This is a genomic window from Ruicaihuangia caeni (assembly GCF_029952955.1).
Classification (GTDB): domain Bacteria; phylum Actinomycetota; class Actinomycetes; order Actinomycetales; family Microbacteriaceae; genus Ruicaihuangia; species Ruicaihuangia caeni.
This window is the reverse complement of record NZ_JASATX010000002.1, coordinates 29,901-54,310: the sequence shown is the minus strand read 5'-3', so window position 1 is coordinate 54,310 and position 24,410 is coordinate 29,901. Positions and strand designations below refer to the sequence as shown.

The following is a 24,410-nucleotide window of genomic DNA, read 5'->3' as shown; positions in this document are numbered from 1 at the left end:
ACCCGCGACGGCCACGTTCTAGACGTTCTGGCCGTTCCGGCCGCCCTGCTTCGCCGGTCGTCGCGTCGCCGCCGTCAGGTGTGGCGAGCCGGCCCCGCCGCTTCGATGATGCGCTGCATCTGCTGGGTATCGAAGCGATAGACGCGCACGCCGTCGCCGATGCGCGGGACCGTGAAGGGCAGCACTCGCACACCCTGCTCGTGCACGCGCACGAACGCCGCGCCGCTGCCGGCGACCGCCCCCTCGAACTCAGGCGGTGAGAATTGCTCCGACTGGTTGGTGATGGCGGGAGCGAGCACGACGGGGATGCCCGCCACCTGGTCGACGATCGCCGCGTGGTAGTGGCCGCCGAGCACGACCCGCACATCGCTGCCGCGCAGCACGTCGATGAGCGCCTCGGGATGCTGCAACTCGAGCGCCCTCAGCAAGGGGGTCTCGGCGGGCACAGGCGGGTGGTGCAGCATCAGCACTGTGCCCCGCTCGGAGGGCGTGGCGAGTTCCCGCCGCAACCACTCGAGTTGCTCTTCGCCGATCGCGCCGTAGCCGGCACCGTGCACGTGCGTATCGAGCACGATCACCCGCATCCCGTCGACCACGGTCGACGAGTAGACAGGATGCTCGCCGGGCTCGAGGCCGGCATCCGTCATGGCCTGACGGAACCCCGGAGTCTGATCGTGGTTGCCCAAGCAGTACGCCACTGCCGCACCGCGCTCAGCCGCCCACGGTTCGACCATCGCGCGCAAGCGCCGGTACGAATCGACTGAGCCGTCGTCTGAGAGGTCGCCCGTGCAGGCCACGAGATCGACCCGGCGTACCGGCTCGAGATGACCCAGCACCGACTCGAGCGCTGCCACAGTGTCGGTGACATCGTGGTGCAGCGCCCCGCCCTCCTTGAAGTGCGTGTCGCTCAGGTGGACGATCGTGAACTCGTCGGTCATGCTTCGATCCTGCCGCCAGCCGCCGACACGCGCCGAGACGCGCGGAGACGCGCGAAGACGTGCTGCCGGTCAGCGGAACGCGGCGAACCCGGTGAGCGCGCGCCCCAGCACGAGCGAGTGCACCTCGTCGGTTCCCTCGTAGGTCGCCACCGCTTCGAGGTTCGCCATGTGGCGCATCACGGGGAACTCCGAGGTGATGCCATCACCGGCGAGGATGCCGCGCGCTGTCCGCGCGATCTTCTGCGCCTCGCGCACATTGTTGAGCTTGCCGACGCTGATCTGCTCAGGGGTGATGGCCTCGGCATCCTTCAAGTTTCCGAGGTGCAGCGCGAGCAGCATGGCCTTCTCGTACTCGACGAACATGTCGGCGAGCTTCTGCTGGGTCAGCTGCATCGCGCCGATCGGCTTGCCGAACACCTCGCGGCTCTTCGAGCGCTCGATGGCGACCTCGAGGCAGGTGCGAGCCGCCCCGACCACGCCGAACACGATGCCGAAGCGCGCCTCGTTCAGGCAGCTGAACGGGCCGGAGAGCCCCGCTGCTCCGGGGAGCCGCGCACTCTCGGGGAGGCGCACGTCGTCGAGCACGATGTCACACTGCACCGACGCGCGCATGGCGAGCTTGCCCTCGATGGCGGTCGCCGTGAACCCGGGAGTGTTGGTGGGAACCGCGAAACCGCGCACGCCGTCTTCGGTCTGCGCCCACACGATCGCCACATCGGCCAGGGTTGCGAGCCCGATCCAGCGCTTCGTTCCCGAGATCACCCAGTCATCGCCATCGCGCCGGGCGAAGGTCTGCATGGCTGCGGGGTCGCTGCCCCCGGTCGGTTCGGTGAGCGCGAAGCAGCCGACGAGCTCGCCCTTCGCCATGCCGGGAAGCCACTGCTGCTTCTGCTCCTCCGAGCCGAACTTCGCGATCGCCGACATCGCCAGGGAACCCTGCACCGACACGAAGGTGCGCCAGCCGCTGTCGATGGCCTCGAGCTCCATGCAGACCAGGCCGTAGCTCACGGCGTCCGCGCCGGCGGTGCCGTAGCCCTCGAGGTGCATGCCGAGGAACCCGGCCGCGCCCGCCTCGGCGATGAGTTCGCGCCGGAAGTGCTTGGCCTCGAAGTCGTCTTCGATGACCGGTGCGATCCGCTCCGTGGCGAACTGGCGCGCCCGTCGCTGCCATTCGCGCTGCTCGTCCGAGAGCAGGGCGTCGAGGCCGAGCAGTCGCTCAGTGGTCAGTTCAGCGGTCATCGTGCCGTTCACTTTCTGGTCGGTGGGGATGCTGGTTGGCGAGGTCGAGGTGGGCGCTGGATGCGGCAGCGGATGCGGGCGGCTCGGACGCGGGAGCGGGCTCGGATGCCGCGTCGTGCCACCAGGCGCCATCGTGAGCGCCGAGGGCCGGTGGCGCGGAGCGGTACACCGGTGGCGTGGCGGAGAGGCGCAGCGCGCTTGCGACCTGCCGGCCGGGAGCACCGGCATCCGGGTCGTCGATCTCGACGATCGGGGCAAGGCCCAGTCGCTCGGCGAGCTCGAACCCTTCGAGCACCGTGTTCACACGACCGGCCGGTACGCGGGCCTCGGTCAGCGCCATCACCCAGTGGTCTGCGGGGCGCTGCGCGAGCGCGGGCTCGATGAGCGAGCGCAGTGCGTCGCGGTTTCCGACCCGCGCCTGGTTCGTGGCGAACCGCGCGTCATCGGCGAGCTCGGGCATGCCGAGCACCCCCGCGAAGGAGGCGAACTGGCGGTCATTGCCGACCGCGACCGCGAGGCTCGCATCCGCCGCGTGGAACGTCTCGTATGGCGTGATCGACGGATGCCGGTTGCCCAGCCTCGCGGGCGAGCGACCCGTCGAGATGGCCGCCGACGCCTGGTTCGTAAGCGCCGCGAGCAGCGACGAGAGCAGGTTGACCTCGACGTGCTGACCGCGCCCGGTCGCGTCGGCGTGTCGGAGGGCCGCCTGGATGCCGATCACCGCGTTGAGGCCCGTGATGACGTCGACGAGTGCGACGCCGGCCTTCGTGGGCTCGCCATCGGGGTCGCCCGTGATGCTCATGAGCCCGCCCATCGCCTGCACGAGCAGGTCATAGCCGGGAAGGTCGGCACCGGCGCCCGAGCCGAAGCCGGTGATCGAGCACATGACGACCCGAGGGTTCGCGGCGAGCAGCCGTCCGTGGTCGAGACCGAATTTCTGCATGGTGCCGGGCCGGAAGTTCTCGACGACCACGTCTGCGGTCGACGCGAGCTGCCACGCGCGCTGGCGACCCTCGTCGCTCGCGAGGTCGAGTGCGATCGACCGCTTGTTGCGATTGACGCTCGCGAAGTAGGTGCCTCGGCCCGCGGAGTCGGCCGGCGGGATCCAACCTCGGGTGTCGTCACCGGCCGGGCTCTCGATCTTGATCACATCGGCGCCGAGGTCGGCGAGCATCATCGTGGCGAACGGACCGGCCAGCACCCGAGAGAAGTCCGCGACTCGAACCCCGCGCAACGCGCTCGTCGCGTGTGCGGCGTGGTCGGCGTGGCTCACCCGGGCTCCTTCGCTGTTGGACTGCCTTCGAGACTATCGCTCGCCGGCATCCGCCCCGTTCACTCGGCGGGCGCGAGGGCACGCTGAACAGGGCACGCTGAATAATGGGGAGGGTGATCACCGAACTGCCCGGCTGGGCGCACGAGTACTCCGGCAAGGTGCGAGAGCTGTACCGCCCGATCGACGAGCAGGCAGCGGATGCCGCCAGCCCCGCGGTTGATCGCATGCTCGTGGTTGCGAGCGACCGCGTGAGCGCCTACGACTTCGTGCTCGAGCCAGGCATTCCTGGCAAGGGCGAACTGCTCACCCGGCTGAGCTCGTGGTGGTTCGAACAGCTCGACGTGCCGAATCACGTGCTCTCGACCGACCCGGTGTCGGCCGGCGGCCTCGTGCCCGATGCCGTCGCCGGACGCGCGATGGTCGTCAAGCGCCTCGACATGTTCCCGGTCGAGTGCGTGGTGCGCGGGTACCTCTCCGGCAGCGGTTGGGAGGAGTACCGGCGAAACGGCAGCATCTGCGGCGTGCCGCTGCCGGTCGGGCTCAACGACGGTGACCGGCTGCCGCGCCCGATCTACACCCCGGCGTGGAAGGCTCCGTTGGGGCTGCACGACGAGAACATCACCTACGAGCGCACGATCGAACTCGTCGGGGCGAATGCTGCGGCGTCCCTCCGCGACCTCTCGCTGTCGATCTTCGCGCGCGCGAGCGAGATCGCCGAGGCGCGCGGCGTCATCCTCGCCGACACCAAGTTCGAGTTCGGGCGCGACGCGGATGGCACCATCACGCTCGGCGACGAGGTGCTCACCTCTGACAGCAGTCGCTACTGGGACGCCGCCGCCTACCACCGCGGCGAGCGGGGGCAGAGCTTCGACAAGCAGATCGTGCGCGACTGGCTCGCGGCCAATTGGGACCGCTCAGGGGTTCCCCCGGTTCTTCCTCAGGAGATTGTCGAACGTACATCGGCTCGTTACCGTGAACTGATCGGGTTGATGACGGGAGCGTGAGTGAATGAGTGCGGCGATCTTGCGGGTCGATGTCGAGCATGCCGACAGCGTGCTGCTGAGGGCCGCACAGCGGGCAGAGATCGCTGCGCGATACCGCGACCCGGCGCGTGAGCCCGGCCGCCTCTCGTCGGAGGACTTCTCGGCGTTCTATCTCGCCTATGTCGACGGTATGCCGGCAGGATGCGGCGGCGTCATGTGCCTCGGCGACGAGAGCGCGGATGCGGCGACCGGCAGTGACGGCGGCGCCTTCCCCGCGGGGTTCACCGATGCCGCAGAGGTCAAGCGGATGTACGTGAGCCCGGCCTACCGGGGTACCGGGATCGCCCCCCAGCTGCTCGCAGAGATCGAGTCGTTCGCGCGCGAGCAGGGGCGCACCCGGCTCGTGCTCGAGACGGGCACCGGGCAGCCCGACGCCATGCGGTTCTACGAGCGCGAGGGGTTCTCGCGCATCCCCAATTTCGGGCCCTATGAGACCGAGGAGCTCTCGGTCTGCTACGCCAAGCTGCTCTAGCTGGTCGACGGTCTAGCAGGTTCCCTTGCGAACCCTCGTGTGCGCGCCACATGCTCGTGAGCGCGCCACGAGGATGTGGCGCGCACACGACGAGAAGGCGCGCTCCGGTCGGTCAGGCGTACGGAGCGCGAGGTGCGGCGACGCACTCGACGGAGCGCAACGGGAATACCTGCGGGGCGGCATCCGTTGTTGCCTATGAGAGATAGTTGCCTCAACAACGAAAGTGACGATTATGGCTGAGATCCTGCCCGCCAAGACCGATATGGGCGCGGTGACGCTCAAGGTCGCCAACCTCGATCGCATGATCGGCTTCTACCAGCAGGGCGTTGGCCTCGACGTGCTCGCCCAGGAGGGCGACTCGGCCGTGCTCGGCCGCCCAGGGGTTCCCGCGCTCGTGCTCGAGGTCGCCCCCGAGCTCAAGCACGCGCCGATGAACGCCGCCGGCCTGTTCCACACCGCGATCCTCTTCGACTCGAAGGCCGAGCTCGCCGCTTCGGTGTACTCGGTCGCCCGCAAGTACCCGCAGTCGTTCACCGGCAGCTCCGACCACTTCGTGAGCAACGCCTTCTACTTCGACGACCCCGAGGGCAACGGCGTCGAGCTGTACTGGGACAAGCCCCGCGACGAGTGGGAGTGGCGCAACGGCGAGGTGCACATGGGCACCGTCTTCCTCGATCCCAACGCGTTCCTGCGCGAGAACATCACCGAGCAGGGCCTGGAGGGCGCGGTCGAAGGAGACGCGAAGGTCGGCCACGTGCACCTCAAGGTGGGCGACATCCAGACCGCGAAGCAGTTCTATGTCAACACCGTCGGCTTCGAGGTGACGATCGCCTACGGCACCCAGGCGCTCTTCGTCTCGGCAGGCGGCTACCACCACCACCTCGGCATGAACACCTGGCAGAGCGCCGGTGCCGGCACCCGCACGCCAGCACTCGGGCTCGGTGAGGTGTCGATCGAGGTGCCGGATGCCGGCGAGCTCGACGCTCTCACCTCGCGGCTCAAGTCGAAGGGCGTGCAGGTGCGCAACGACGGCCGCGAGGTGACCTTCGACGACCCGTGGGCGAACCTCGTGCGCGTGGTGGCTGCGCCGGCGGCGGCCTGACCGCAGCACCCGGACGCGCCAGGGCGTTCCCGGCATCCTGACGATGAGAGCGGCCCACCCCCTCAGGGGTCGGGCCGCTCTCTCATGTTCGCGCGCCCGATGAGCGCGTACGAAGTCGGCATGCCCCTCGTCCCGCGCGTCGATACGGCAAGAGGCCCGACCCCCTGAAGGGATCGGGCCTCTTGCGTTCGGTCACCGGCCCCGGAAGGGGCTCGGCTCAGGCGGCGTCAGCGTGACTCAGGCAGCAACGCGGCTCAGGCAGCAACGCGACTCAGGCAGCGACGCGGCTGACCTCGGCGCGGATCTTCGCGCCCAGGTCGGCGTCGACGTTCGTCCAGTACTGGATGAACCGCTCCTTGATGGCGTCGATCGTCAGGCCGGCGTACTGGCCGAGCAGCGTCTCGAGGAAGCGCGCCTTCTGCTCGTCGTTGAAGACCTCGCGGTACAGCGTGCCCGCCTGACCGAAGTCGTCATCCTCGGAGTGCAGGGACTGCGCCGCGCGCACGAGCTCTCCGTCGGTCTCCCAGCTTCCCTCGCCGGCACGCGACGGGTCGGCCGAGGCGCCGCCGAACGAGTTCGGGGTGTAGACCGGGGTCTCGGGCGAGTTGAAGTGGTACCGCATGTTGCCCTCGTGCTGGTAGTTCTCCACGTGGGCGGCGCGGGGCTGGTTCACCGGCAACTGGTTGTAGTTCGTGCCGATGCGGTAGCGCTGCTGGTCGGGGTAGCTGAACACGCGGGCCATCAGCATCTTGTCGGGGCTGATGTCGGTGCCCGGCACGAGGTTCGACGGTGAGAACGCCGCCTGCTCGATCTCCGCGAAGAAGTTGCGCGGGTTGCGGTTCAGCGTGAAGTGGCCGACCTTGACGAGCGGGTAGTCGGCGTGCGACCAGGTCTTCGTGATGTCGAAGGGGTTGAAGCGGTAGGTCTTCGCCTCTTCGTAGGGCATGATCTGCACGAAGATGTCCCACGTCGGGAACTCGCCGCGCTCGATCGACTCGTACAGGTCGCGACGGTAGTGGTCGGCGTCGACGCCCGCGAGGCGCTCGGCCTCTTCGTTCGTCATCGCCACAACGCCCTGGCGGCTCTTGAAGTGGTACTTCACCCAGAAGCGCTCGCCCTCGGCGTTGATCCACTGGAAGGTGTGCGAGCCGTAGCCGTTCAGATGACGCCAGCTCAGCGGGAGCCCGCGGTCGCCCATGAGGTAGGTGACCTGGTGCGCCGACTCGGGCGAGAGCGTCCAGAAGTCCCACTGCATGTCGCCATTGCGCAGGCCTGAGGCACCGAGACGCTTCTGCGAGTGGATGAAGTCGGGGAACTTCATCGCGTCGCGCACGAAGAACACCGGGGTGTTGTTGCCGACGACATCGAAGTTGCCCTCGGTCGTGTAGAAGCGCAGCGCGAAGCCGCGCACGTCGCGCCAGGTGTCGGGCGAGCCCTGCTCACCGGCGACCGACGAGAAACGCAGCAGCACCTCGCCCTTGGCGCCGGGCTGGAACAGCGCCGCGCGAGTGTACTTCGACACGTCTTCGGTGATCTCGAACTCGCCGAATGCGCCGCCGCCCTTGGCGTGCGGGTTGCGCTCGGGGACGCGCTCGCGGTTGAACGCGGCGAGCTTCTCGACGAGCGCACGGTCGTGCAGCGCGGTGATGCCGTCAGGCCCCGTGGTCAGCGAATGCGCATCGCTGGCGAGGGGCGCTCCGCTCTGGGTAGTGGTGTAACCGGTCATGGTTCTCCTTAGCTGCTCAGTGGTTCGGTCTTGCAAGTGGGATCGCGGCTCAGCTGGTGCGCTGCGGCCGCCGTGGTCAAGGGCGAGCGGATGCGGTCGCGATGTCGCTCGCGCGGTCGCTGGTGCCGCCCGCCGCCTCCGTTACGACGCAGTCGACGCAGCGCCCCCAGAAGGTGACTTCGGCTTCTGCGATGGCGAAGCCCTGGGTCTGGCTGGGCACGAGGCATGGCGCCGCGCCGTGCACGCAGTCGACGTCTTCGACGCGGCCGCAGCCAGTGCAGACGAGGTGGTGGTGATTGTCGCCGACGCGGAGCTCGTAGCGGGCGGGTGAACCAGCCGGCTCGATGCGGCGGGCGAGGCCGGCCTCGGTGAAGGCACCCAGCACGCCATAGACGGCTTGCCGCGAAGTGGCTGTCAGCTCCGGCTCGACCATGCGGAACACCTGGTCGGCATCGGAGTGCGGCGCGTACCGCAGGGCGCGGAGCACGGCGAGCCGCGGCGCGGTGACCTTGAGGCCAGCGGCGCGGATCGTGTCGGCATCCTGCGTGTTCATCGACATCCATTCTATCAGTTGTCTTGACACGATCAAAACAATGACCGGCTCAAGACAAGGCTTGCGACAAGGACTGTCGACCAGGGTCGTTGAGCGGGAAGCATCCAGACATGGCTCGGTAGACTCGTGGCATCCCCGCCACCTGTGAACCCCCCGGAGTCGCTGTGCCCACCATCGTCGTCGACGTCATGCCCAAGGCTGAACTGCTCGACCCCGCCGGCAAGGCCGTCGCCGGGTCGCTCGCGCGCCAGGGGAAGGCCCACATCTCGGGTGTGCGCATCGGCAAGCGCTTCGAGATCACCGTCGATGAGGTGAACGAAGCCGTGCTCGCGGAGGTGCGCGAGATCGCAGAGAGCATGCTGTCGAACTCGGTCATCGAAGACGTCATCGACGTGCGCGTCGCCGAGGACCACCCCGCCGCGAACGCGGGCGAAGCCCACGCCGAGGCGAGCGTGAGCCGCTGATGCGCGTCGGAGTCGTCACCTTCCCGGGCTCGCTCGACGAGCGAGACGCGCAGCGCGCCGTGCGGCTCGCGGGCGCCGAGCCGGTGGAGTTGTGGCACAGCGACCACGATCTGCAGGGCGTCGACGCGATCGTGCTGCCGGGCGGCTTCAGCTACGGCGACTACCTGCGCTGCGGCGCTATCGCTGCGCACTCGCCGATCATGCGTGAGGTCGTCGACGCGGCGAACAGCGGTATGCCGGTGCTCGGCATCTGCAACGGCTTCCAGGTGCTCGTCGAAGCGCACCTTCTGCCCGGCGGGCTCATCCGCAATGACCACGGCCAGTTCGTGCGGCGCGACCAGCAGCTGCGCGTCGAGAACACCTCGACCGCGTGGACGAGCGGCTTCGAGCAGGGCCAGGAGATCACCATCCCGTTGAAGAACGGCGAGGGCGGGTTCATCGCCGACGCCGAGACGCTCGCCCGCATCGAGGGCGAAGGCCTGGTGACGTTCCGCTACGTCGGGCTCAACCCGAACGGCTCGCTCAATGACATCGCGGGGCTCACCAATGAGCGCGGCAATGTCGTCGGACTGATGCCGCACCCCGAGCACGCGGTCGAGGCGGGCTTCGGCCCCGACACCTCGACTCGCATGCGCTCGGGCGTCGACGGCCTCACCTTCTTCACGAGCGTCGTCGAGCAGGCGCTCGCGCGGGCGTGAGGATGTCGGAGCCGAGCAGCAGCGACACCGTCAGCGACGCGGCGGTTCCCACCGCCCCACCGCCGAGCGGTCACCGCTTCAGCCCCGCGCAGGTGTACCGCGTCGTGGCGGTCGCCGAGGCGATCACGTGGACGCTGCTCATCGCTGCACTCATCGTGAAGTACGGCTTCGACCCCGACACGGCGCTGCTGTTCCCCGCCGGCCTGACCCACGGCTTCGTGTTCGTGGCCTACGGCGCAACCGCGATCGTGGTGGGGCTCAACCAGCGGTGGAAGCCGGGGCTCGTGGCCCTCGGCATCCTGACCGCGATCGTGCCGTACGCGACGATTCCTTTCGACCGCGCGCTCGAGCGTCGCGGCCTGCTCAAGGGCGACTGGCGTGTGCACGACTCCGGTGACCCCCGAGACAAGCGCGTGATCGATCGGATGCTGCGCTGGTTCCTCGCGCGTCCGTGGCTGCTGCTGGGGCTCATCGTCGCCGCGGTGGTGGCGGTCGTGGCCGTGCTGCTCGTGCTCGGTCCTCCCGGCGAGTGGGGCAAGTAGCGCGCTCGCTGCTCTGGATGCGGCTCTCGGCTCGGGCGCAGTGAGCCGCCGGTAGACTTATGCCCTGCGGCATCCGCATGTTTTCACGCTTTCCAAGGCATCCGGCCAGAGCTCAGGAGCACGCCATCGTGACCGACGTTTCCACTTCCTCAGCGCACGCTTCGGCCCCGACGCCGGCACGCGGCGTCGCCGACACCGTCGAGCACGCGATGGCGACGCCCGAGCGCGAGCAGCCGTACGAGGCGCTCGGTCTGAAGGCCGACGAGTACGCGAAGATCCGCGAGATCCTGGGTCGGCGCCCGACCAGCGGTGAGCTCGCGATGTACTCGGTCATGTGGAGCGAGCACTGCTCCTACAAGTCGAGCAAGATCTACCTGCGCCAGTTCGGCAAGAAGGTGACTCCGAAGATGAAGGAGAACCTGATGGTCGGCATGGGCGAGAACGCCGGCGTGGTCGACGTGGGCGAGGGCTGGGCGGTCACCTTCAAGATCGAGAGCCACAACCACCCGAGCTACATCGAGCCGTTCCAGGGCGCTGCGACCGGCGTCGGCGGCATCGTGCGCGACATCATCTCGATGGGTGCACGCCCGGTCGCGGTGATGGACGCCCTGCGCTTCGGGGCCATCGACGACCCCGACACCGCCCGCGTCGTGCACGGCGCAGTGAGCGGCATCAGCTTCTACGGCAACTGCCTCGGTCTGCCGAACATCGGCGGCGAGACCTGGTTCGACCCGGTGTACCAGGCGAACCCGCTCGTCAACGCCCTCGCGGTCGGCGTGCTGCGTCACGAAGACCTGCACCTCGCGAATGCGCGCGGAGCGGGCAACAAGGTCGTGCTCTTCGGCGCCCGCACCGGTGGCGACGGCATCGGCGGCGCGTCGATCCTCGCGTCCGACTCGTTCGACGAGGGCGGCCCCACCAAGCGCCCTGCGGTGCAGGTCGGCGACCCCTTCGCCGAGAAGGTGCTCATCGAGTGCTGCCTCGAACTCTTCGCGAAGGAGCTGGTCGAGGGCATCCAAGACCTGGGTGCTGCGGGAATCTCGTGCGCGACGAGCGAACTCGCCTCGAACGGCGACGGCGGCATGTACATCGAGCTCGACAAGGTGCTGCTGCGCGACCCCTCGCTCACCGCCGAGGAGATCCTCATGTCGGAGAGCCAGGAACGCATGATGGCGATCGTGCACCCCGACAAGCTCGACGAGTTCCTCGCCGTCGTGAAGAAGTGGGATGTCGAGACCTCGGTGCTCGGCGAGGTCACCGACACGGGGCGCCTCGTCATCCACTGGCACGGCGAGGAGATCGTCAACGTCGACCCGCGCACGGTGGCCGTCGACGGCCCGGTGTACGAGCGGCCGGTGGCCTACCCGACGTGGATCGACGCGCTGCAGGCCGACACGGCATCCGCCCTGCCCCGCCCCACCTCGGGCGAGGAGCTGCGGGACCAGGCGTTGCGCATGCTCGGCTCGCCGAACCTGGCCGACAAGAGCTGGGTCACCAACCAGTACGACTACTACGTGGGCGGCAACACCGCACTGGCGTTCCCCGATGACGCGGGCATGGTTCGGGTCGACGAGGAGTCGGGCCTTGGCTTCGCCGTCGCGACCGACGCGAACGGGCGCTACTGCCAGCTCGACCCCCGCCAGGGTGCGCAGCTCGCACTGGCCGAGGCGTATCGCAACGTCGCGGTGTCGGGTGCGACGCCTGCAGCGGTCTCCGACTGCCTGAACTTCGGCAGCCCCGAGAACCCCGAGGTCATGTGGCAGTTCTCGCAGGCGGTCGAGGGTCTCGCCGACGGCTGCATGGAGCTCGAGATCCCGGTGACCGGCGGCAATGTGTCGTTCTACAACCAGACCGGCGATGTGCCGATCCACCCGACGCCGGTCGTCGCCGTGCTCGGCGTGATCGACGACGTCGCGCGCCGCATCCCGTCGGGTTGGCAGGATGCCGGCGACAACATCTACCTGCTGGGCACCACCGCGCTCGAGCTCGACGGCTCGGCGTGGTCCGGGGTCATCCACGACCACCTCGGCGGCCGCCCGCCGGCGGTCGACCTCGCGCGTGAGAAGCAGCTCGCTCAGCTCATCGCGGCCGGAGCGAGCGAGTCGCTCATCGCCTCCGCGCACGACCTCGCGGACGGCGGTCTCTGGCAGGCGCTGGCCGAGAGCGTGCTCCGCTTCGGTGTCGGCGCCCGCGTGTGGCTCGACGAGATCATCGAGCGCGACGGCGTGGATGCCGCCACGGCGCTGTTCAGCGAGTCGACCGCGCGTGTGCTGGTCTCGGTGCCGCGCGAAGACGACGTGAAGTTCCGCGGACTCTGCGAAGGCCGCGGGTACCCCGCACTGCGTATCGGCGTCACCGACTCGGTCGCCGCCCTCGAGGTGCAGGACCTCTTCACGGTCGAGGTCGACGAGCTGCGCCGCGTGCACCGCGCCCCGCTCGCCGAGGCCTTCGGGCCGGTCGTCGGGCAGTAGCGCGACCGAGCGCAACCACTTCTTGCGACGACCCGCCCCGGAAGGGGCGGGTCGTTCAGTTCACTCGCCAGCGAGCCAGCGAGCACCGCGCGCATAGAGCGCATCGACTTCGGGGCCCACCAGTCCCGGCATGTCTCGTTTCACCGGGTACCCGATGCGGGACTGCGCATACGCGAGGTGCCGGTACCCCACCGGGAAGCTGTTCAGGAGATCGCGGTCGAGGTCGGGCCACTCACCCGTAAGCGAATGCAGACGATCGATCTCGTAGATCGGCTGGCGGTGCGAGACCTTCCACTCCCCCGCCTGCCGACTGAAGAAGTCGTAGAAGCGACCGGTGCACACGATGTCGCACTCGACGCCCTCGACTTCGGCACGCTGGGTGATGGTCATCTTCGTCTGGGCGATGGCGCGGTCGCCGGCCACGTCGATGGACGAGCCGCCCAGGAAGTGGAGGATGCGGACCCCTCGGTTCCACCCGTCGATGCTCGCCCGGATGAACTCTTCGGCGGTGCCCTGCTTCCAGGTCGCCATCATCACTCCGTCATCGGCCCAGACCGTGCGGAACCGGTCCCAGTCACCGGCATCGCGCCAGACCGCCCAGTTCTCGATCACCTCACGAATCGATCGGCGGTCGGCTTCGACTGCATCCGTCACGGACGCTCCCCCTCTGCTCGGCGATGAACTACGAGTCGAACTATGAGTCGTTGGGAGCAGAGGCTGCGATCTGCTCGTGGTGCTGGATGACCTCGGCGACCACGAAGTTGAACCATTTCTCGGCGAACGCCGGGTCGAGTTCGCTCTCCTCGGCGAGGGCGCGCAGCCGTGCGATCTGACGGCGCTCGCGCTCGGGGTCGGACGCTTCGAGGCCGTGCTGGGCCTTGAGCCTGCCGACCTGCTTGGTGAAGCGGAACCGCTCGGCCAGCATGTGGATCAGCGCCGCGTCGATGTTGTCGATGCTGCGGCGGTAGTCGGCCAGCTGCTCGCGCACGTCGCGGTCGTCGGATGCCATACATCGACCCTAAAACATGACCAGCGGGTGCCGGAGCCAGCCGCCCACTCACGGGCTCCGATGCAGCGGCGCTACGCGAGGAACGGCGGCCGGCGGAACATCCACCGGGGACGCTGGGCGAACACGATGCCCAGGAGCACCAGCACTGCGCCGAGCGGCTCGTTCCACGACAGCGTCTCGCCCAGCACCAGGACTCCGAGGGCCACACCGATCACCGGTGCGACATAGGTGACCATCGAGGCCCGGGTCGCACCCCAGCGGTCGACGATGGTGAAGCTCCAGATGTACGCGATGCCGGTGCCAAGGCATCCGAGCGCCAGCAGGCTCCCGAGAACACCCGGGTCGATCGGGAACGGATCGGCGAAGGCCATGGGCGTGAGAAGGAGCATGGCGCCTGCTGCCATGCCCACGCTGTAGACCGCGATCTGCACGCCCGAGTAGCCGCGGGGCATCACGAAGCGCCGCACGTAGCCGAATGAGATGCCGTACATGAGCGTCGTGCTGACGAACGCCAACTGCGGAAGGAGGTCGCCCGACAACACGGCGTTCCACGGCGCGAGCACGATGAGCACTCCGACGACTCCGACGAGCACGCCGGCGAGCTGCGGCCTCGTGAGCCGTTCGACTCGGAATGCGAGGGTCACCATGAGGGCGGTCGCGATCGGGGTGAACGCGTTGAAGATGCTCGAGAGACTGGTGTCGAGATACTGCTGGCTCCACGCGACGACCCAGTGCGGGGTGAAGTTGTTGAGGAGGCCAAGCACGAGCAAGTGCAGCCAATCGATGCGGCGCCGGGGCAGCGGCATCCGGAGCATGAGCGCGATGATGACGAGGGTGAAGCCCCCGAGCACCTCGCGCGACCAGACGAGCTGGAACGGCGTCAGCCCGCCGTCGAGCGCCACCCGCATGAAGAGGAAGCTCGACCCCCACACGATGCACAGCCCGGCGAACATCAGCGCCGTGGTCGGACGGGCTACGGGGCTGGGCACCTGATCACGTTATCCTGCGCAGCGCCGGCCGTTACGCGGGGGTACCGTGCAATGACGTGCTGCAGACCGGCACACTGCCCCGATCTGCAGACCGGGACGAAGTTTGACAGAGTGGGACCATGCCCGAAGCGCGTTTGTTCAGCCAGTCGGCTCGAGCCTACATCGACGTCGTCAGCCGCATCCGACCCGATCAGTGGGATGCGCCCGGCCTCGGCGTCTGGAACGTGCGGGGCCTGGTCGGTCACACCGCCCGCGCCATCCTCACCGTCGAGAACTACCTCGAAGCCGATGAGCCCGGGGCGATCTCGGTTCCCGACGCCGAGACCTACTACACGACGGTGTTCGAGCAGTTCACTGACAACGAGGCGGTCGCCGCCCGCGGTGTCGAGGCCGGCGCGTGGCTGGGAGACAACCCGGTGCTCACGCTGCGCGAAGCACTCGAGCGCACCGAGAACCTGATCGCGGAGCAGCCTCCACGGCGCATCGTCTCGCTCGGCGGCAACGGGATGCTGCTCGAGCAGTACCTGCGCACCCGGGTGTTCGAGCTCGTCGTGCACACGCTCGACATCTGCGAGGCCACGGGCATCGAGCACTCCCTGCCGGATGCCGCCATCTCAGACACTGCCGCACTCGCCACACGCATCGCAGTGGCCCGCGGCTTCGGCCGCGAGATGCTCTTCGCACTCACCGGCCGGGCTCCGCTGCCCGAGGGGTTCTCGGTCGTCTGAGCCGCATTTCCCGCGCGCGCTGTTCGCGCTCGAGCCTGCAGACGCTGGTCTCCGAAGAAACGGCCACGCCTCGACGGTCGGTGGGCGCCCGCCCGAGAGCGGTAGGCAGCTGCTCCTAGTCGACGAGGTCGTGGCGCACGATGACCTCTTCGCGGCCCGGGCCCACGCCGATCACCGAGATGCGCGCACCGCTGAGCTGCTCCACGGCGAGCACGTAGTCCTGCGCCGCCTTCGGCAGGTCGTCGAACGCGCGCGCACCGGAGATGTCCTCACTCCAGCCCTGGAACTCCTCGTAGATCGGCTTCGCGTGGTGGAAGTCCGACTGCGACACCGGCATCTCGTCGTGCCGCACGCCGTCGACGTCATAGGCGACGCACACGGGGATGCGGTCGAGGCCCGTGAGCACGTCGAGCTTGGTGAGCACGAAGTCGGTGACGCCGTTGATGCGCGCCGCGTACCGCGAGATGGGAGCGTCGTACCAGCCGGTGCGCCGCGGACGGCCCGTGGTGGTGCCGAACTCCCAGCCCGCTGAGCGCAGGAACTCGCCCGACTCGTCGAAGAGCTCGGTCGGGAACGGCCCGGCGCCGACGCGCGTCGTGTACGCCTTCGCGATCGCGATGACGCGGTCGATGCGGTTCGGGGCGATGCCCGAGCCAGTGGCCGCGCCGCCTGAGGTCGCGTTCGACGAGGTCACGAAGGGGTAGGTGCCGTGGTCGACGTCGAGCATGGTCGCCTGACCGCCCTCGAAGAGCACGTTCTTGCCCTCGTCGAGCGCCTTGTTGAGCACGAGCGCGGTGTCAGCGACCAGTGGGCGCAAACGCTCGGCGTACTGCAGCAGGTCGTCGACGACCTCGTTGACGCCGATCGAGCGGCGGTTGTAGACCTTGACCAGCAGGTGGTTCTTCTGGTCGAGTGCCCCCTCGACCTTCTGCCGCAGGATGTTCTCGTCGAAGAGGTCCTGGATGCGGATGCCGACCCGGTTGATCTTGTCGGCGTACGCCGGGCCGATGCCGCGACCGGTGGTGCCGATCTGGCGCTTGCCGAGGAACCGCTCGGTGACCTTGTCGAGCGTGCGGTGGTACTGCGTGATGACGTGCGCGTTCGCGCTGACGAGCAGCTTCGACACGTCGACGCCTCGTGCGCTCAGCGCCGTCAGCTCGTCGAAGAGCACCTCGAGGTCGACTACCACGCCGTTCGAGATGACGGGGATGACACCGGGCGTCAGGATGCCGCTCGGCAGCAGGTGCAGCGCATACTTCTCGTTGCCGACGACGACCGTGTGGCCGGCATTGTTGCCGCCGTTGAACTTGACGACGTAGTCGATGCGCTCGCCGAGCAGGTCGGTGGCTTTGCCCTTGCCTTCATCGCCCCACTGGGCTCCGACGATGACGATTGCTGGCATGGTGATCCCTTTCAGGGTCGATTGGGGGCAGCACCCCAGTCTAGTGACGGCCGTCTGCGCCCCCGCTTTGAGCCGGTCTCACGGCAGTCGCGCGTGCTGCATCACCCACGAGTGCATCGCGACGGCCGCTGCGGCGGAAGCGTTGATCGAACGCGTCGAGCCGAATTGCGTGATCTCGAGCACGGCCTCGCAGGCGGCGAGCGCGGCGGCGCTGAGCCCAGGGCCCTCCTGCCCGAACAGCAGCACGCAGCGCTCCGGCATCCGAAAGCGTTCGATGGCCACCGAGCCGGGCACGTTGTCGATCCCGAGAATGGGGAGCGAGCGCTCGGCGCACCACTCGACGAAGTCATCGACATCGGGATGGTGCAGCACGTGCTGGTATCGATCGGTCACCATCGCGCCGCGCTTGTTCCAGCGCTTCCGCCCGATGATGTGCACCGTCTCGGCCGCGAACGCGTTCGCGCTGCGCACGATCGAGCCGATGTTCATGTCGTGCTGCCAGTTCTCGATGGCGACATGGAACGGATGCCGGTGCGCGTCGAGATCGGCCACGATCGCCTCGACCGTCCAATACCGGTACTTGTCGATCACGTTGCGGGTGTCGCCCGTCGCCAGCAGGTCGCGGTCCCATTGCGGGCCCGTCGGCCACTCGCCCTGCCACGGACCTACCCCGTGCGTGCTCGAGCCCTGGGCACCCTCGGGCTCAGCGCCTGCGGGCGGCACGACGGGGTGGCCGCCCGGGTCGTCGGGCTGGGGCTCTGGAGACGACCAGCGGTCTGATGAGGGCGATTCCACGGCCTCAAGGCTAGAGCGTTCCAGGTCTGAGCGGATCGCCACGCGAGCGCGGCCGGCCGCTCGACCGCGGTATCGCTGTTAAGGTCGCTCCTGTGACGGCGACTGAAGGCTCCGCCACCGGGGGCGCGAGACGGTGGCTTCCCGACGGACCCGACCTGATCGTGGCGAGCGACAACCTCGAAGCGATCGCGGCACTGCCCCCGGCATCCTTCACCCTGATCTATCTCGATCCGCCGTTCAACACCGGCCGTTCACAGCAGCGGCAAGGCGTTACGACGGTGGCGAGCGCCGGCGGCTCGCGCGTCGGGTTCAAGGGGCGCCGCTACGAGTCGGTCAAGACGACGCTCTACGGGTACGACGACCGCTTCGTCGACTACTGGGAGTTCCTCGAGCCGAGGCTCGTGGAGGCGTGGCGACTGCTCGACGACCGCGGCACGCTCTACCTGCACCTCGACTACCGCGAGGTGCACTACGCGAAGGTGGCGCTCGATGCGCTCTTCGGACGCGAGTGCTTTCTCAACGAGATCGTGTGGGCGTACGACTACGGCGCGCGCACCAAGCGACGCTGGCCGTCGAAGCACGACACCATCCTCGTCTACGTGAAGAACCCCGACGCGTACCACTTCGACGCCGAAGCGGTCGATCGTGAACCGTATATGGCGCCCGGTCTCGTGACCCCCGAGAAGGCCGCGCGCGGCAAGCTGCCCACCGACGTGTGGTGGCACACCATCGTGTCGCCGACCGGTCGCGAGAAGACGGGTTACGCGACTCAGAAGCCCGAGGGCGTGCTGCGTCGCATCGTCCAGGCATCGAGCGCCCCGGGCGACTGGGTGCTCGACTTCTTCGCGGGCAGCGGCACGACCGGCGCGGTGGCAGCGGCGCTCGGTCGCCGGTTCGTGATGGTCGATAGCAACCCGCAGGCGATCGAGGTCATGCGGAGACGGCTGCCCGCGGCATCCGTCATCGACGAGCTGGTCACGGCGGATGCCGAGAAACCGGGTGTTGTATCGGCGTGACCTCGCCCGCACAATGGTCTCCAACCGAGGGGGCAGGCGATGGCGACTTCCCGACAGTGGCAGCTCGAGCACGACAGCGCCGTGCAGAGCGAGCGGTACAGCGTGCCGGCGATCTTCGGCCCGTTCGCCGATGCACTGCTCGAACGCGCTTCGATCTCGCCCGGCGATCGTGTGATCGACATCGGCTGCGGCACCGGAGCCGCAACGCGCCCGATCGCGAGGCTCGCCGGCGAGAGCGGGCAGGTCATCGGAGTCGACGTGAACCAGGCGTCGCTGCAGGTGGCGGCCTCGGTGTCGCCGACCGACGGCGCGATGATCGAGTGGGTCGAGGCGGATGCCGAGCACCTGCCGTTCGACGACGGCTCCTTCGACGTGGTGGTCATGGCTCAGACGCTGCAGTTCTTGCCCGACCGTGCGGCAGCCCTCCGGGAGGCGCGACGCGTACTGCGATCGGGCGGACGGCTGGTGGCGTCGTTCTGGGCCAGCACCCACAGCAACCCCTACTTCGAGGCGCTCACCTCGGCGCTGCTCCGGCTCATCGATGACACGACCGCTCGGGGCGTGGCGTCTGTGTTCGCGCTGGCGAAGCCCGAGCCCGCCGTCGAATCGGCCGAGGAAGCCGGATTCTCAAGCATCCGTCTGGAGCAGGTGACGCTGCGCCTCGATCTCACGCCGGTCGCGCAGTTCCTGCCCCAGCACATGGCGGGCACGCCCATGGCACGCGGGTGGAGCGCCGCGAGCGACTCCGCGCGGGCGCATGTGGTCGAGCAGGTGACCGAGGCCATCGCGCGATTCGGCCCGCAGGTCCCGTTCTGCAGCCACGTGCTGGTCGCGACCGCGTAGATCCGCTGGGCGAGGCGTCGTCGAGGCGGTCCCACCTACGGGATGAGGCTGCCCTCGATCGGCTCGCCCGATGAGCGGCTCACGAAGCAGGAGTAATCGCGCATCCCGGCGTCCCACTGCTCCTCGGTCACCGCGAAGCTGCCGTCGATCTGGATGTCGGCGTACTGGCCCGCGAGATCGAGCAGGATCGTGCCGGGAGCGGAGCACAGCGCTGACAGCTGCACCCGCAGGGCCTCGGTGCCGGGGAACGGCGCCGCAGCGTCATACTCGGGGAAGGGCTGCTTGATGGTGAGCTGCGCGCGGTGCGGGGTTGCGCAGTCGACGACGGTGAACTCCTCGGCCCACGGGTTCGTATAGGGGTCGATGCACTCGCCCCCGCCGAGCTGGTCCCACTCATAGGTGCCCGGCGCAACGGGCCCGGCCACCGGCAGCGGCGTCTCGGGCTCTTCCTCGGGTGGCGCTTCACTCGCGGCCGGCGGGGCCGCGGGCTCGGCCGGCTCGCCCTCCTGGGCGGCGCCGATGCGTGTGCCCAGCAGGAACAGGGCCAGAAGCGCCAGTACGGCGACGAGAGACCCGGCGACCCAGAGCAGCACCTTCTGCCGCTGCGGGACGCCGCCCGCTCCCGCCGAGCCGGCGTCACGCCGCGACGGGGCATCGCCCGTGGGGTCACCGCCCGGGCCATCGCTGATCGCGCCGATCACATCCGGAACCGTCGCTGCTGCATCGCCGTCTGGAGCCGGAGTCCAGGTGGAACGACGCGCCGCGCCGCTCACGGCGTCGTCGGGAGCGCTTGACATCAGTCGTCGGCCGAACGCGCGGCGAGGCTCCTCATCAGGGGCGACCGGAGCGCTCGGCACAAGCGGCTCACCGAATGGGAAGCGGGCCTCCCCCGCGGTGGGCGGCTGGGGTTCAGGCTGCTCGTCAGACGGCGCGATGTGCTGAGGCGCAGGAGGTGTGAGCTGCTCGGGCTCCGGTGCTGCGTCTTGCGACAGCTCAGGTCGCACCGGCGGGCGAGGCGGCTCGGGCGCAGAAGGAGCAGCGTCGTGAGGCCGAACAGGGCTCGCCATGCCCGACGCCGGCAATCGCTCAGTCGGCGGTTCTGGAAGCGACTCAGTCGCGGGCACGGATGCCGCCGGCGTCGCGGGCTCCTGGCGTTGAGGGGCTGGGGGTGTTGCGGCATCCGCACGGTCGGCGGCTTCGTCGGCCGCCTCGGCGCGAGACTCCCGCAGCGGGAGCCTGGGAACGATCGGCTCTTCCGGGTACTCGCGGAAGGCGTCGGCCCCGAAGACGTCGTCAAGCGTGTCGGGAGACTCCTCGTCGCCCGGCTGCTCGCCGCCGGACTCTCGGGGGTCGCGGGCGTCGCTCACTGCGGCGTCAGCCCCAGGTCTTCGAGGGTGATCGCGGCGAAATACGGGTAGCCGGCTGCTTCGATGCGCTCCTGGGCGCCTGTGCTGCGGTCGACCACGACGGCGACGCCGACGACGGTCGCACCTGCCTTCTCGAGGGCTTCGATCGCCTTCAGCGGTGAGCCGCCGGTGGTGGAGGTGTCTTCGAGCACGACGACGCGCTTGCCGGCGACGTCTGGCCCTTCCACCTGCTTGCCACGACCGTGGTCCTTCGGCTCCTTGCGCACGACGAAGGCGTCGTAGCCCTTGCCGCTCACAGCGGACTGGTGAAGCACCGCCGACGCGATGGGGTCGGCGCCCATGGTGAGGCCGCCGACCGCGTCGACGTCGGGCACCTGAGCGGTGAGCTCTGCCATGACCTGGCCGATGAGCGGGGCCACACGGTGGTCGAGACTCACCTTGCGGAGGTCGATGTAGTAGCTGGCCTTCTTGCCGCTGGTCAGCGTGAAATCGCCGTGGAAGACAGCTTCTTCCTTGATGAATTCGATCAGGCGGTCGCGCGCGTCACTCACCCCGACATCGTACCGACCTGCGCGCTGGAGCTTGGAGCCGCGCGGCGCTCAGAAGATCATCGGGCGGTCGTCGTCCTCGTGCTCGAGATCGAGCTCCGCGACGACGGGCACGTGGTCGGAGGGCGCGTCACCCTTGCGCTCGTCGCGGTGGATCGCGGCATCCGTCACGAGGTCGGCAAAGGCCGAGGAGCCGAGGATGAAGTCGATGCGCATGCCCTCGTTGCGGGGGAAGCGGAGCTGCTTGTAATCCCAGAAGGTGAACCCAGTGGGCACGAACGGGCGCACCACGTCGCGGAACCCGACGGTCTCGAACGAGGCGAACATGTCGCGCTCAGGCTGCGAGATGTGCGTCGAGTGGCCGGGCACGAACGAGGGATCGCCCATGTCGGCGTCGGTGGGGGCGATGTTGAAGTCACCCATCAGCGCGAGCGGCATGCCCGGGTGCGAGGCGAGCCATGCGGTCGCCTCGTCGCGAAGCGCCGCCAGCCAGTCGAGCTTGTAGACGTAGTGCGGGTCGTCGAGCGTTCGACCGTTCGGCACGTAGAGGCTCCAGAGGCGCACGCCCTCGACCGTGACGCCGAGCGCGCGGGCCTCCTTCGGAAGGTCGGGGCCCTCGTGGCCCTTGAGGAAGCCCGGCTGCCCGCGGAAGCTCGTCTCGACATCGGTCATCGGAAGCCGACTCGCGAACGCGACGCCGTTCCACTGGTTCAACCCGTGCGCGACGATCTCGTAGCCGGCGTCCTCGAACACCTGGGTCGGGAACTGCTCGGGCTTGCACTTGATCTCCTGCATGCCCAGCACATCGATGTCTTCGCGCACCAGCCAATCGGCCACGCGCGCCGCTCGAGTGCGGATCGAGTTCACATTCCAGGTCGCAACACGCATGCCGCCAAGTGTAGGGAGCCCACGCCGGCGCTCAGAGCGAAGGCTCCCATCCCGGCGCCCGAGACTACGCAATTGACCAACCCTCGGCACCCCGAGTTGTGATTTGCGTAGTCTCGGCGGAGTCCGGGCAGAGGGGTGGTGGGCGACGGGGCGCGCCATGCGCCGCACGCGACCAGTGGTCGGGTGGCTCAGGCCGCGACGAGCACCCCGCTCAGCGCTTCGCGAGCTTGGACGGCCACCAGATGGCGCGGCCGATGTCGTACGAGAGCGCCGGCACGAGCAGCGAGCGCACGATGACGGTGTCGAGCAGCACGCCGAACGCGACGATGAACGCGAGTTGCGCCAGGAACAGGATCGGGATCACGCCGAGCGCCGCGAACGTCGCCGCGAGCACCACGCCGGCCGATGTGATCACGCCGCCGGTGACCGCGAGCCCGCGGAGCACCCCCTGCCGAGTGCCATGAACGATCGACTCCTCGCGCACGCGCGTCATCAAGAAGATGTTGTAGTCGATGCCGAGTGCCACGAGGAACACGAAGCCGTAGAGCGGCACCGCCGGGTCGGCCCCCGGGAAGTCGAGCACGTGGTTGAACACGAGCGCCGAAACGCCCATCGCCGTGCCGAAAGAGAGCACGACCGTCGCGATCAGGAGCACCGGCGCGAGCACCGATCGCAGCAGCAGCATGAGGATCACGAGGATCACCAGGAGCACGACCGGGATGATCAGGTTGCGGTCGTGCACCGACGCATCATTGGTGTCGATCGCCGTCGCGGTGACGCCTCCGATGCGCGCCTGATCGCCGAGCTCGGCGCGCAGCTCGCGCACGGTCTGCTGAGCGGCGTCGGAACCCGCGGCATCCGTCAGCGTCGCCTGCAGCAGCACGCGGCCGTCGACCACCGTAGGAGCCGGCGCCGGCGTGCCGGGTGGTCCGAGCGGCTGCACGCCGTCGGCGGTGACCGGGGCGCTTCCGCTCGGAGAATCGGCGGCAAGCACCGAGACCGCGTCGACGCCGCTGTTGTCGAGCAGCACCGCGGCCGTCGCTTCGAGTCGGTCCTGATCTGTGAGCACGGCGGCCGGGCTGCCCGAACCAGCGGGGAAGTGCTCGGCGAGCACCGCCTGCCCATCGCGAGCGTCGGACTCGCTCAGCACGAGCGCGGCCTGGTCGACGCCATCGGCCTTCAGCTGGAAGACACCGAGCGCGGCAACAGCGAGCGCGAGAGCCGTGGTGACCCAGATGACCCTCGGGCGACGAGCGATGCCCCGCGCGAGCGTCGCCCAGATGCCACGCTTCGGCAGCGCCTCGTCGTCGGCGGTGCGCGCGGGGTCGTAGGCGGTGCGACGCGGCCAGAACGCTGCCCGACCGAAGGCCATGAGCAGGGCGGGCAGGAATGTGAGTGCCGAGAGCACCGCGAACACGATGCCGATCGCCGCCACCGGGCCGAGCGAGCGGTTGGAGTTCAGGTCGCTCAGCAACAGGCAGAGCAGACCCGCGATGACAGTGCCGCCCGAGGCCAGGATCGGCTCGATCGATCCCTTCAGCGCGGCGCGAGTGGACTCCCACCGGGTCGCGTGCTCACGAAGCGCTTCGCGGTAGCGGGCAACGTAGAGAAGGGCATAGTCGGTCGCCGCGCCGATCACCAGGATGAACAGGATGCCCTGCGTCTGACCGGTGAGCACGAGCACATCGGCCTTCGCGAGCCACCACACCGTGAGCAGCGCGACGCAGAGCGCGAACAAGCTGGTGGCCAGCACGAGGAACGGCAGCAGCGGCGAGCGGTAGACGATCACCAGGATCAGCAGCACTGCGCCGAGCGCGACGAGGAGCAGGAGGCTGTCGATTCCGCCGAAGGCTTCGACGAGGTCAGTTGTGAAGCCTGCCGGTCCCGTCACGTGAGCGGTCACACCGGCGGGGAGCCCGTCGCGAGCTTTCTCGCGCAATCCGTCAACGGCCACACGCAACTCGGAGTCCGCATCGATCGGCACGAACACCTGCACCGCTCGTCCGTCTTCGGACGGCAGCGGCGGCGAGACTCCGCTCTCGACGCCCGGCACATCCTCGAAGCCGTTGACGCGGTCGGCGATCGTCTTGAGCGCGTCGCTGTCGAGCTCGGCATCGGCGGCGAAGACAACGACAGCCGGAATCACCTTGGCTCCGCTGAACTTCGGCAGCTCCTGCTGCACGACGGTCGCGTCGGCGCTCGCGGGCAGATAGCTCGTGCTGTCGTTGGACGAGACCTCCGACACCTTGCCGAAGTAGGGCCCGCCGATGCCGGCGGCGACCAGCCAAACGACGATCAGCACTG

24 protein-coding genes are annotated in these 24,410 nt (G+C 68.7%); 10 read left to right on the top strand and 14 right to left on the bottom strand.

All coding sequences use genetic code 11. The annotated features are described in order from the left end of the window. Positions 1-74: 74 nt before the first annotated feature. The 3 genes from QF206_RS05385 to QF206_RS05375 all read right to left on the bottom strand — a co-directional run bounded on the left by QF206_RS05385 (position 75) and on the right by QF206_RS05375 (position 3,450). Positions 75-938 carry a metallophosphoesterase gene (locus QF206_RS05385; RefSeq protein ID WP_281488193.1) on the bottom strand — a complete coding sequence of 288 codons (864 nt, stop codon included), beginning with the start codon at positions 936-938 and terminating at the stop codon, positions 75-77. A 69-nt stretch (positions 939-1,007) separates the two neighbouring features. Further along, entirely contained in the window at positions 1,008-2,177 is a 1,170-nt protein-coding gene (locus QF206_RS05380; protein ID WP_281488192.1) for an acyl-CoA dehydrogenase family protein, read from the bottom strand. Then, positions 2,167-3,450: a CaiB/BaiF CoA transferase family protein gene (locus QF206_RS05375; protein WP_281488191.1), complete on the bottom strand. Its 1,284-nt coding sequence runs from the start codon at positions 3,448-3,450 to the stop codon at positions 2,167-2,169. Before QF206_RS05375 ends, QF206_RS05380 begins: the two co-directional genes overlap by 11 nt. A 104-nt stretch (positions 3,451-3,554) precedes the next feature. Between QF206_RS05375 and QF206_RS05370 the strand changes: the two genes are divergently transcribed. The 3 genes from QF206_RS05370 to QF206_RS05360 all read left to right on the top strand — a co-directional run bounded on the left by QF206_RS05370 (position 3,555) and on the right by QF206_RS05360 (position 6,067). Beyond that, on the top strand, positions 3,555-4,454 hold the full coding sequence (locus tag QF206_RS05370) for a phosphoribosylaminoimidazolesuccinocarboxamide synthase (RefSeq protein ID WP_422785360.1): 900 nt from the start codon (positions 3,555-3,557) through the stop codon (positions 4,452-4,454). 4 nt (positions 4,455-4,458) lie between these two features. Beyond that, a complete protein-coding gene (locus tag QF206_RS05365; RefSeq protein ID WP_281488190.1) occupies positions 4,459-4,965 on the top strand; it encodes a GNAT family N-acetyltransferase in 507 nt (168 codons plus the stop codon). A 232-nt stretch (positions 4,966-5,197) separates the two neighbouring features. Further along, complete coding sequence (locus QF206_RS05360; RefSeq protein ID WP_281488189.1) at positions 5,198-6,067, top strand: VOC family protein; 870 nt, start codon at positions 5,198-5,200, stop codon at positions 6,065-6,067. A 271-nt stretch (positions 6,068-6,338) separates the two neighbouring features. Here QF206_RS05360 and QF206_RS05355 read toward each other — a convergent pair whose 3' ends face one another. Then, the gene (locus QF206_RS05355; RefSeq protein WP_281488188.1) at positions 6,339-7,793 is read right to left on the bottom strand and encodes a catalase; all 1,455 of its coding nucleotides are present in this window, start codon (positions 7,791-7,793) and stop codon (positions 6,339-6,341) included. 76 nt (positions 7,794-7,869) lie between these two features. Beyond that, positions 7,870-8,346 carry a Fur family transcriptional regulator gene (locus QF206_RS05350; RefSeq protein WP_281488187.1) on the bottom strand — a complete coding sequence of 159 codons (477 nt, stop codon included), beginning with the start codon at positions 8,344-8,346 and terminating at the stop codon, positions 7,870-7,872. Positions 8,347-8,510: 164 nt separating this feature from the next. Here QF206_RS05350 and purS point away from each other — a divergent pair, with 164 nt between their 5' ends. The 4 genes from purS (at position 8,511) to purL (ending at position 12,521) form a co-directional block, all read left to right on the top strand. Further along, positions 8,511-8,810 (top strand): phosphoribosylformylglycinamidine synthase subunit PurS, encoded by a 300-nt coding sequence (gene purS / locus QF206_RS05345; RefSeq protein ID WP_281488186.1) that lies wholly within the window; start codon positions 8,511-8,513, stop codon positions 8,808-8,810. Beyond that, positions 8,810-9,508 carry a phosphoribosylformylglycinamidine synthase subunit PurQ gene (gene purQ / locus QF206_RS05340; RefSeq protein WP_281488185.1) on the top strand — a complete coding sequence of 233 codons (699 nt, stop codon included), beginning with the start codon at positions 8,810-8,812 and terminating at the stop codon, positions 9,506-9,508. Before purS ends, purQ begins: the two co-directional genes overlap by 1 nt. 2 nt (positions 9,509-9,510) lie before the next feature. Continuing rightward, positions 9,511-10,050: a DUF3817 domain-containing protein gene (locus QF206_RS05335; RefSeq protein WP_281488184.1), complete on the top strand. Its 540-nt coding sequence runs from the start codon at positions 9,511-9,513 to the stop codon at positions 10,048-10,050. A 209-nt stretch (positions 10,051-10,259) separates the two neighbouring features. Continuing rightward, a complete protein-coding gene (gene purL, locus QF206_RS05330) occupies positions 10,260-12,521 on the top strand; it encodes a phosphoribosylformylglycinamidine synthase subunit PurL (protein WP_281488589.1) in 2,262 nt (753 codons plus the stop codon). Between the two features lie 60 nt (positions 12,522-12,581). Here purL and QF206_RS05325 read toward each other — a convergent pair whose 3' ends face one another. From QF206_RS05325 to QF206_RS05315, 3 genes are all read right to left on the bottom strand, one after another. Then, on the bottom strand, positions 12,582-13,175 hold the full coding sequence (locus QF206_RS05325) for a nuclear transport factor 2 family protein (protein ID WP_281488183.1): 594 nt from the start codon (positions 13,173-13,175) through the stop codon (positions 12,582-12,584). Between the two features lie 40 nt (positions 13,176-13,215). Continuing rightward, positions 13,216-13,530 (bottom strand): chorismate mutase, encoded by a 315-nt coding sequence (locus tag QF206_RS05320; RefSeq protein ID WP_281488182.1) that lies wholly within the window; start codon positions 13,528-13,530, stop codon positions 13,216-13,218. Between the two features lie 71 nt (positions 13,531-13,601). Then, positions 13,602-14,519, bottom strand: a complete 918-nt coding sequence (locus tag QF206_RS05315; protein ID WP_281488181.1) for a DMT family transporter — start codon at positions 14,517-14,519, stop codon at positions 13,602-13,604. Between the two features lie 119 nt (positions 14,520-14,638). Between QF206_RS05315 and QF206_RS05310 the strand changes: the two genes are divergently transcribed. Continuing rightward, positions 14,639-15,247, top strand: coding sequence for a maleylpyruvate isomerase family mycothiol-dependent enzyme (locus QF206_RS05310; protein ID WP_281488180.1), 609 nt, complete (start codon positions 14,639-14,641; stop codon positions 15,245-15,247). Between the two features lie 115 nt (positions 15,248-15,362). Here QF206_RS05310 and QF206_RS05305 read toward each other — a convergent pair whose 3' ends face one another. Both QF206_RS05305 and QF206_RS05300 read right to left on the bottom strand, forming a co-directional pair. Continuing rightward, positions 15,363-16,649 carry an adenylosuccinate synthase gene (locus QF206_RS05305; protein WP_281488179.1) on the bottom strand — a complete coding sequence of 429 codons (1,287 nt, stop codon included), beginning with the start codon at positions 16,647-16,649 and terminating at the stop codon, positions 15,363-15,365. A 78-nt stretch (positions 16,650-16,727) separates the two neighbouring features. Then, positions 16,728-17,372, bottom strand: a complete 645-nt coding sequence (locus tag QF206_RS05300) for a TrmH family RNA methyltransferase (protein ID WP_281488588.1) — start codon at positions 17,370-17,372, stop codon at positions 16,728-16,730. A gap of 164 nt (positions 17,373-17,536) precedes the next feature. On the opposite strand from QF206_RS05300, the gene QF206_RS05295 reads away from it, so the two are divergent. Together QF206_RS05295 and QF206_RS05290 are read left to right on the top strand one after the other, a co-directional pair. After that, on the top strand, positions 17,537-18,460 hold the full coding sequence (locus QF206_RS05295) for a DNA-methyltransferase (RefSeq protein ID WP_281488178.1): 924 nt from the start codon (positions 17,537-17,539) through the stop codon (positions 18,458-18,460). A 39-nt stretch (positions 18,461-18,499) separates the two neighbouring features. After that, positions 18,500-19,303, top strand: a complete 804-nt coding sequence (locus QF206_RS05290) for a class I SAM-dependent methyltransferase (RefSeq protein ID WP_281488177.1) — start codon at positions 18,500-18,502, stop codon at positions 19,301-19,303. 35 nt (positions 19,304-19,338) lie between these two features. On the opposite strand, the gene QF206_RS05285 is transcribed toward QF206_RS05290, so the two are convergent. The 4 genes from QF206_RS05285 to QF206_RS05270 all read right to left on the bottom strand — a co-directional run bounded on the left by QF206_RS05285 (position 19,339) and on the right by QF206_RS05270 (position 24,408). Then, positions 19,339-20,670 carry a septum formation family protein gene (locus tag QF206_RS05285; protein WP_281488176.1) on the bottom strand — a complete coding sequence of 444 codons (1,332 nt, stop codon included), beginning with the start codon at positions 20,668-20,670 and terminating at the stop codon, positions 19,339-19,341. Continuing rightward, positions 20,667-21,221: an orotate phosphoribosyltransferase gene (gene pyrE, locus QF206_RS05280; protein WP_281488175.1), complete on the bottom strand. Its 555-nt coding sequence runs from the start codon at positions 21,219-21,221 to the stop codon at positions 20,667-20,669. Before pyrE ends, QF206_RS05285 begins: the two co-directional genes overlap by 4 nt. Positions 21,222-21,269: 48 nt before the next feature. After that, the gene (locus QF206_RS05275) at positions 21,270-22,106 is read right to left on the bottom strand and encodes an exodeoxyribonuclease III (RefSeq protein WP_281488174.1); all 837 of its coding nucleotides are present in this window, start codon (positions 22,104-22,106) and stop codon (positions 21,270-21,272) included. Positions 22,107-22,317: 211 nt separating this feature from the next. Further along, positions 22,318-24,408: an MMPL family transporter gene (locus tag QF206_RS05270; RefSeq protein ID WP_281488587.1), complete on the bottom strand. Its 2,091-nt coding sequence runs from the start codon at positions 24,406-24,408 to the stop codon at positions 22,318-22,320. Positions 24,409-24,410: the final 2 nt, after the last annotated feature.

Coding starts and splice junctions, on each gene's coding strand:
- purQ (WP_281488185.1), top strand. CDS start 8,810: ATGCGCGTCGGAGTCGTCACCTTCCCGGGCTCGCTCGACGAGCGAGAC.
- purL (WP_281488589.1), top strand. CDS start 10,260: ATGGCGACGCCCGAGCGCGAGCAGCCGTACGAGGCGCTCGGTCTGAAG.
- QF206_RS05305 (WP_281488179.1), bottom strand. CDS start 16,649: ATGCCAGCAATCGTCATCGTCGGAGCCCAGTGGGGCGATGAAGGCAAG.
- QF206_RS05355 (WP_281488188.1), bottom strand. CDS start 7,793: ATGACCGGTTACACCACTACCCAGAGCGGAGCGCCCCTCGCCAGCGAT.
- QF206_RS05275 (WP_281488174.1), bottom strand. CDS start 22,106: ATGCGTGTTGCGACCTGGAATGTGAACTCGATCCGCACTCGAGCGGCG.
- QF206_RS05365 (WP_281488190.1), top strand. CDS start 4,459: ATGAGTGCGGCGATCTTGCGGGTCGATGTCGAGCATGCCGACAGCGTG.
- QF206_RS05380 (WP_281488192.1), bottom strand. CDS start 2,177: ATGACCGCTGAACTGACCACTGAGCGACTGCTCGGCCTCGACGCCCTG.
- QF206_RS05385 (WP_281488193.1), bottom strand. CDS start 938: ATGACCGACGAGTTCACGATCGTCCACCTGAGCGACACGCACTTCAAG.
- QF206_RS05335 (WP_281488184.1), top strand. CDS start 9,511: ATGTCGGAGCCGAGCAGCAGCGACACCGTCAGCGACGCGGCGGTTCCC.
- QF206_RS05350 (WP_281488187.1), bottom strand. CDS start 8,346: ATGAACACGCAGGATGCCGACACGATCCGCGCCGCTGGCCTCAAGGTC.
- QF206_RS05310 (WP_281488180.1), top strand. CDS start 14,639: ATGCCCGAAGCGCGTTTGTTCAGCCAGTCGGCTCGAGCCTACATCGAC.
- QF206_RS05370 (WP_422785360.1), top strand. CDS start 3,555: ATGGGGAGGGTGATCACCGAACTGCCCGGCTGGGCGCACGAGTACTCC.
- QF206_RS05320 (WP_281488182.1), bottom strand. CDS start 13,530: ATGGCATCCGACGACCGCGACGTGCGCGAGCAGCTGGCCGACTACCGC.
- QF206_RS05360 (WP_281488189.1), top strand. CDS start 5,198: ATGGCTGAGATCCTGCCCGCCAAGACCGATATGGGCGCGGTGACGCTC.
- QF206_RS05290 (WP_281488177.1), top strand. CDS start 18,500: ATGGCGACTTCCCGACAGTGGCAGCTCGAGCACGACAGCGCCGTGCAG.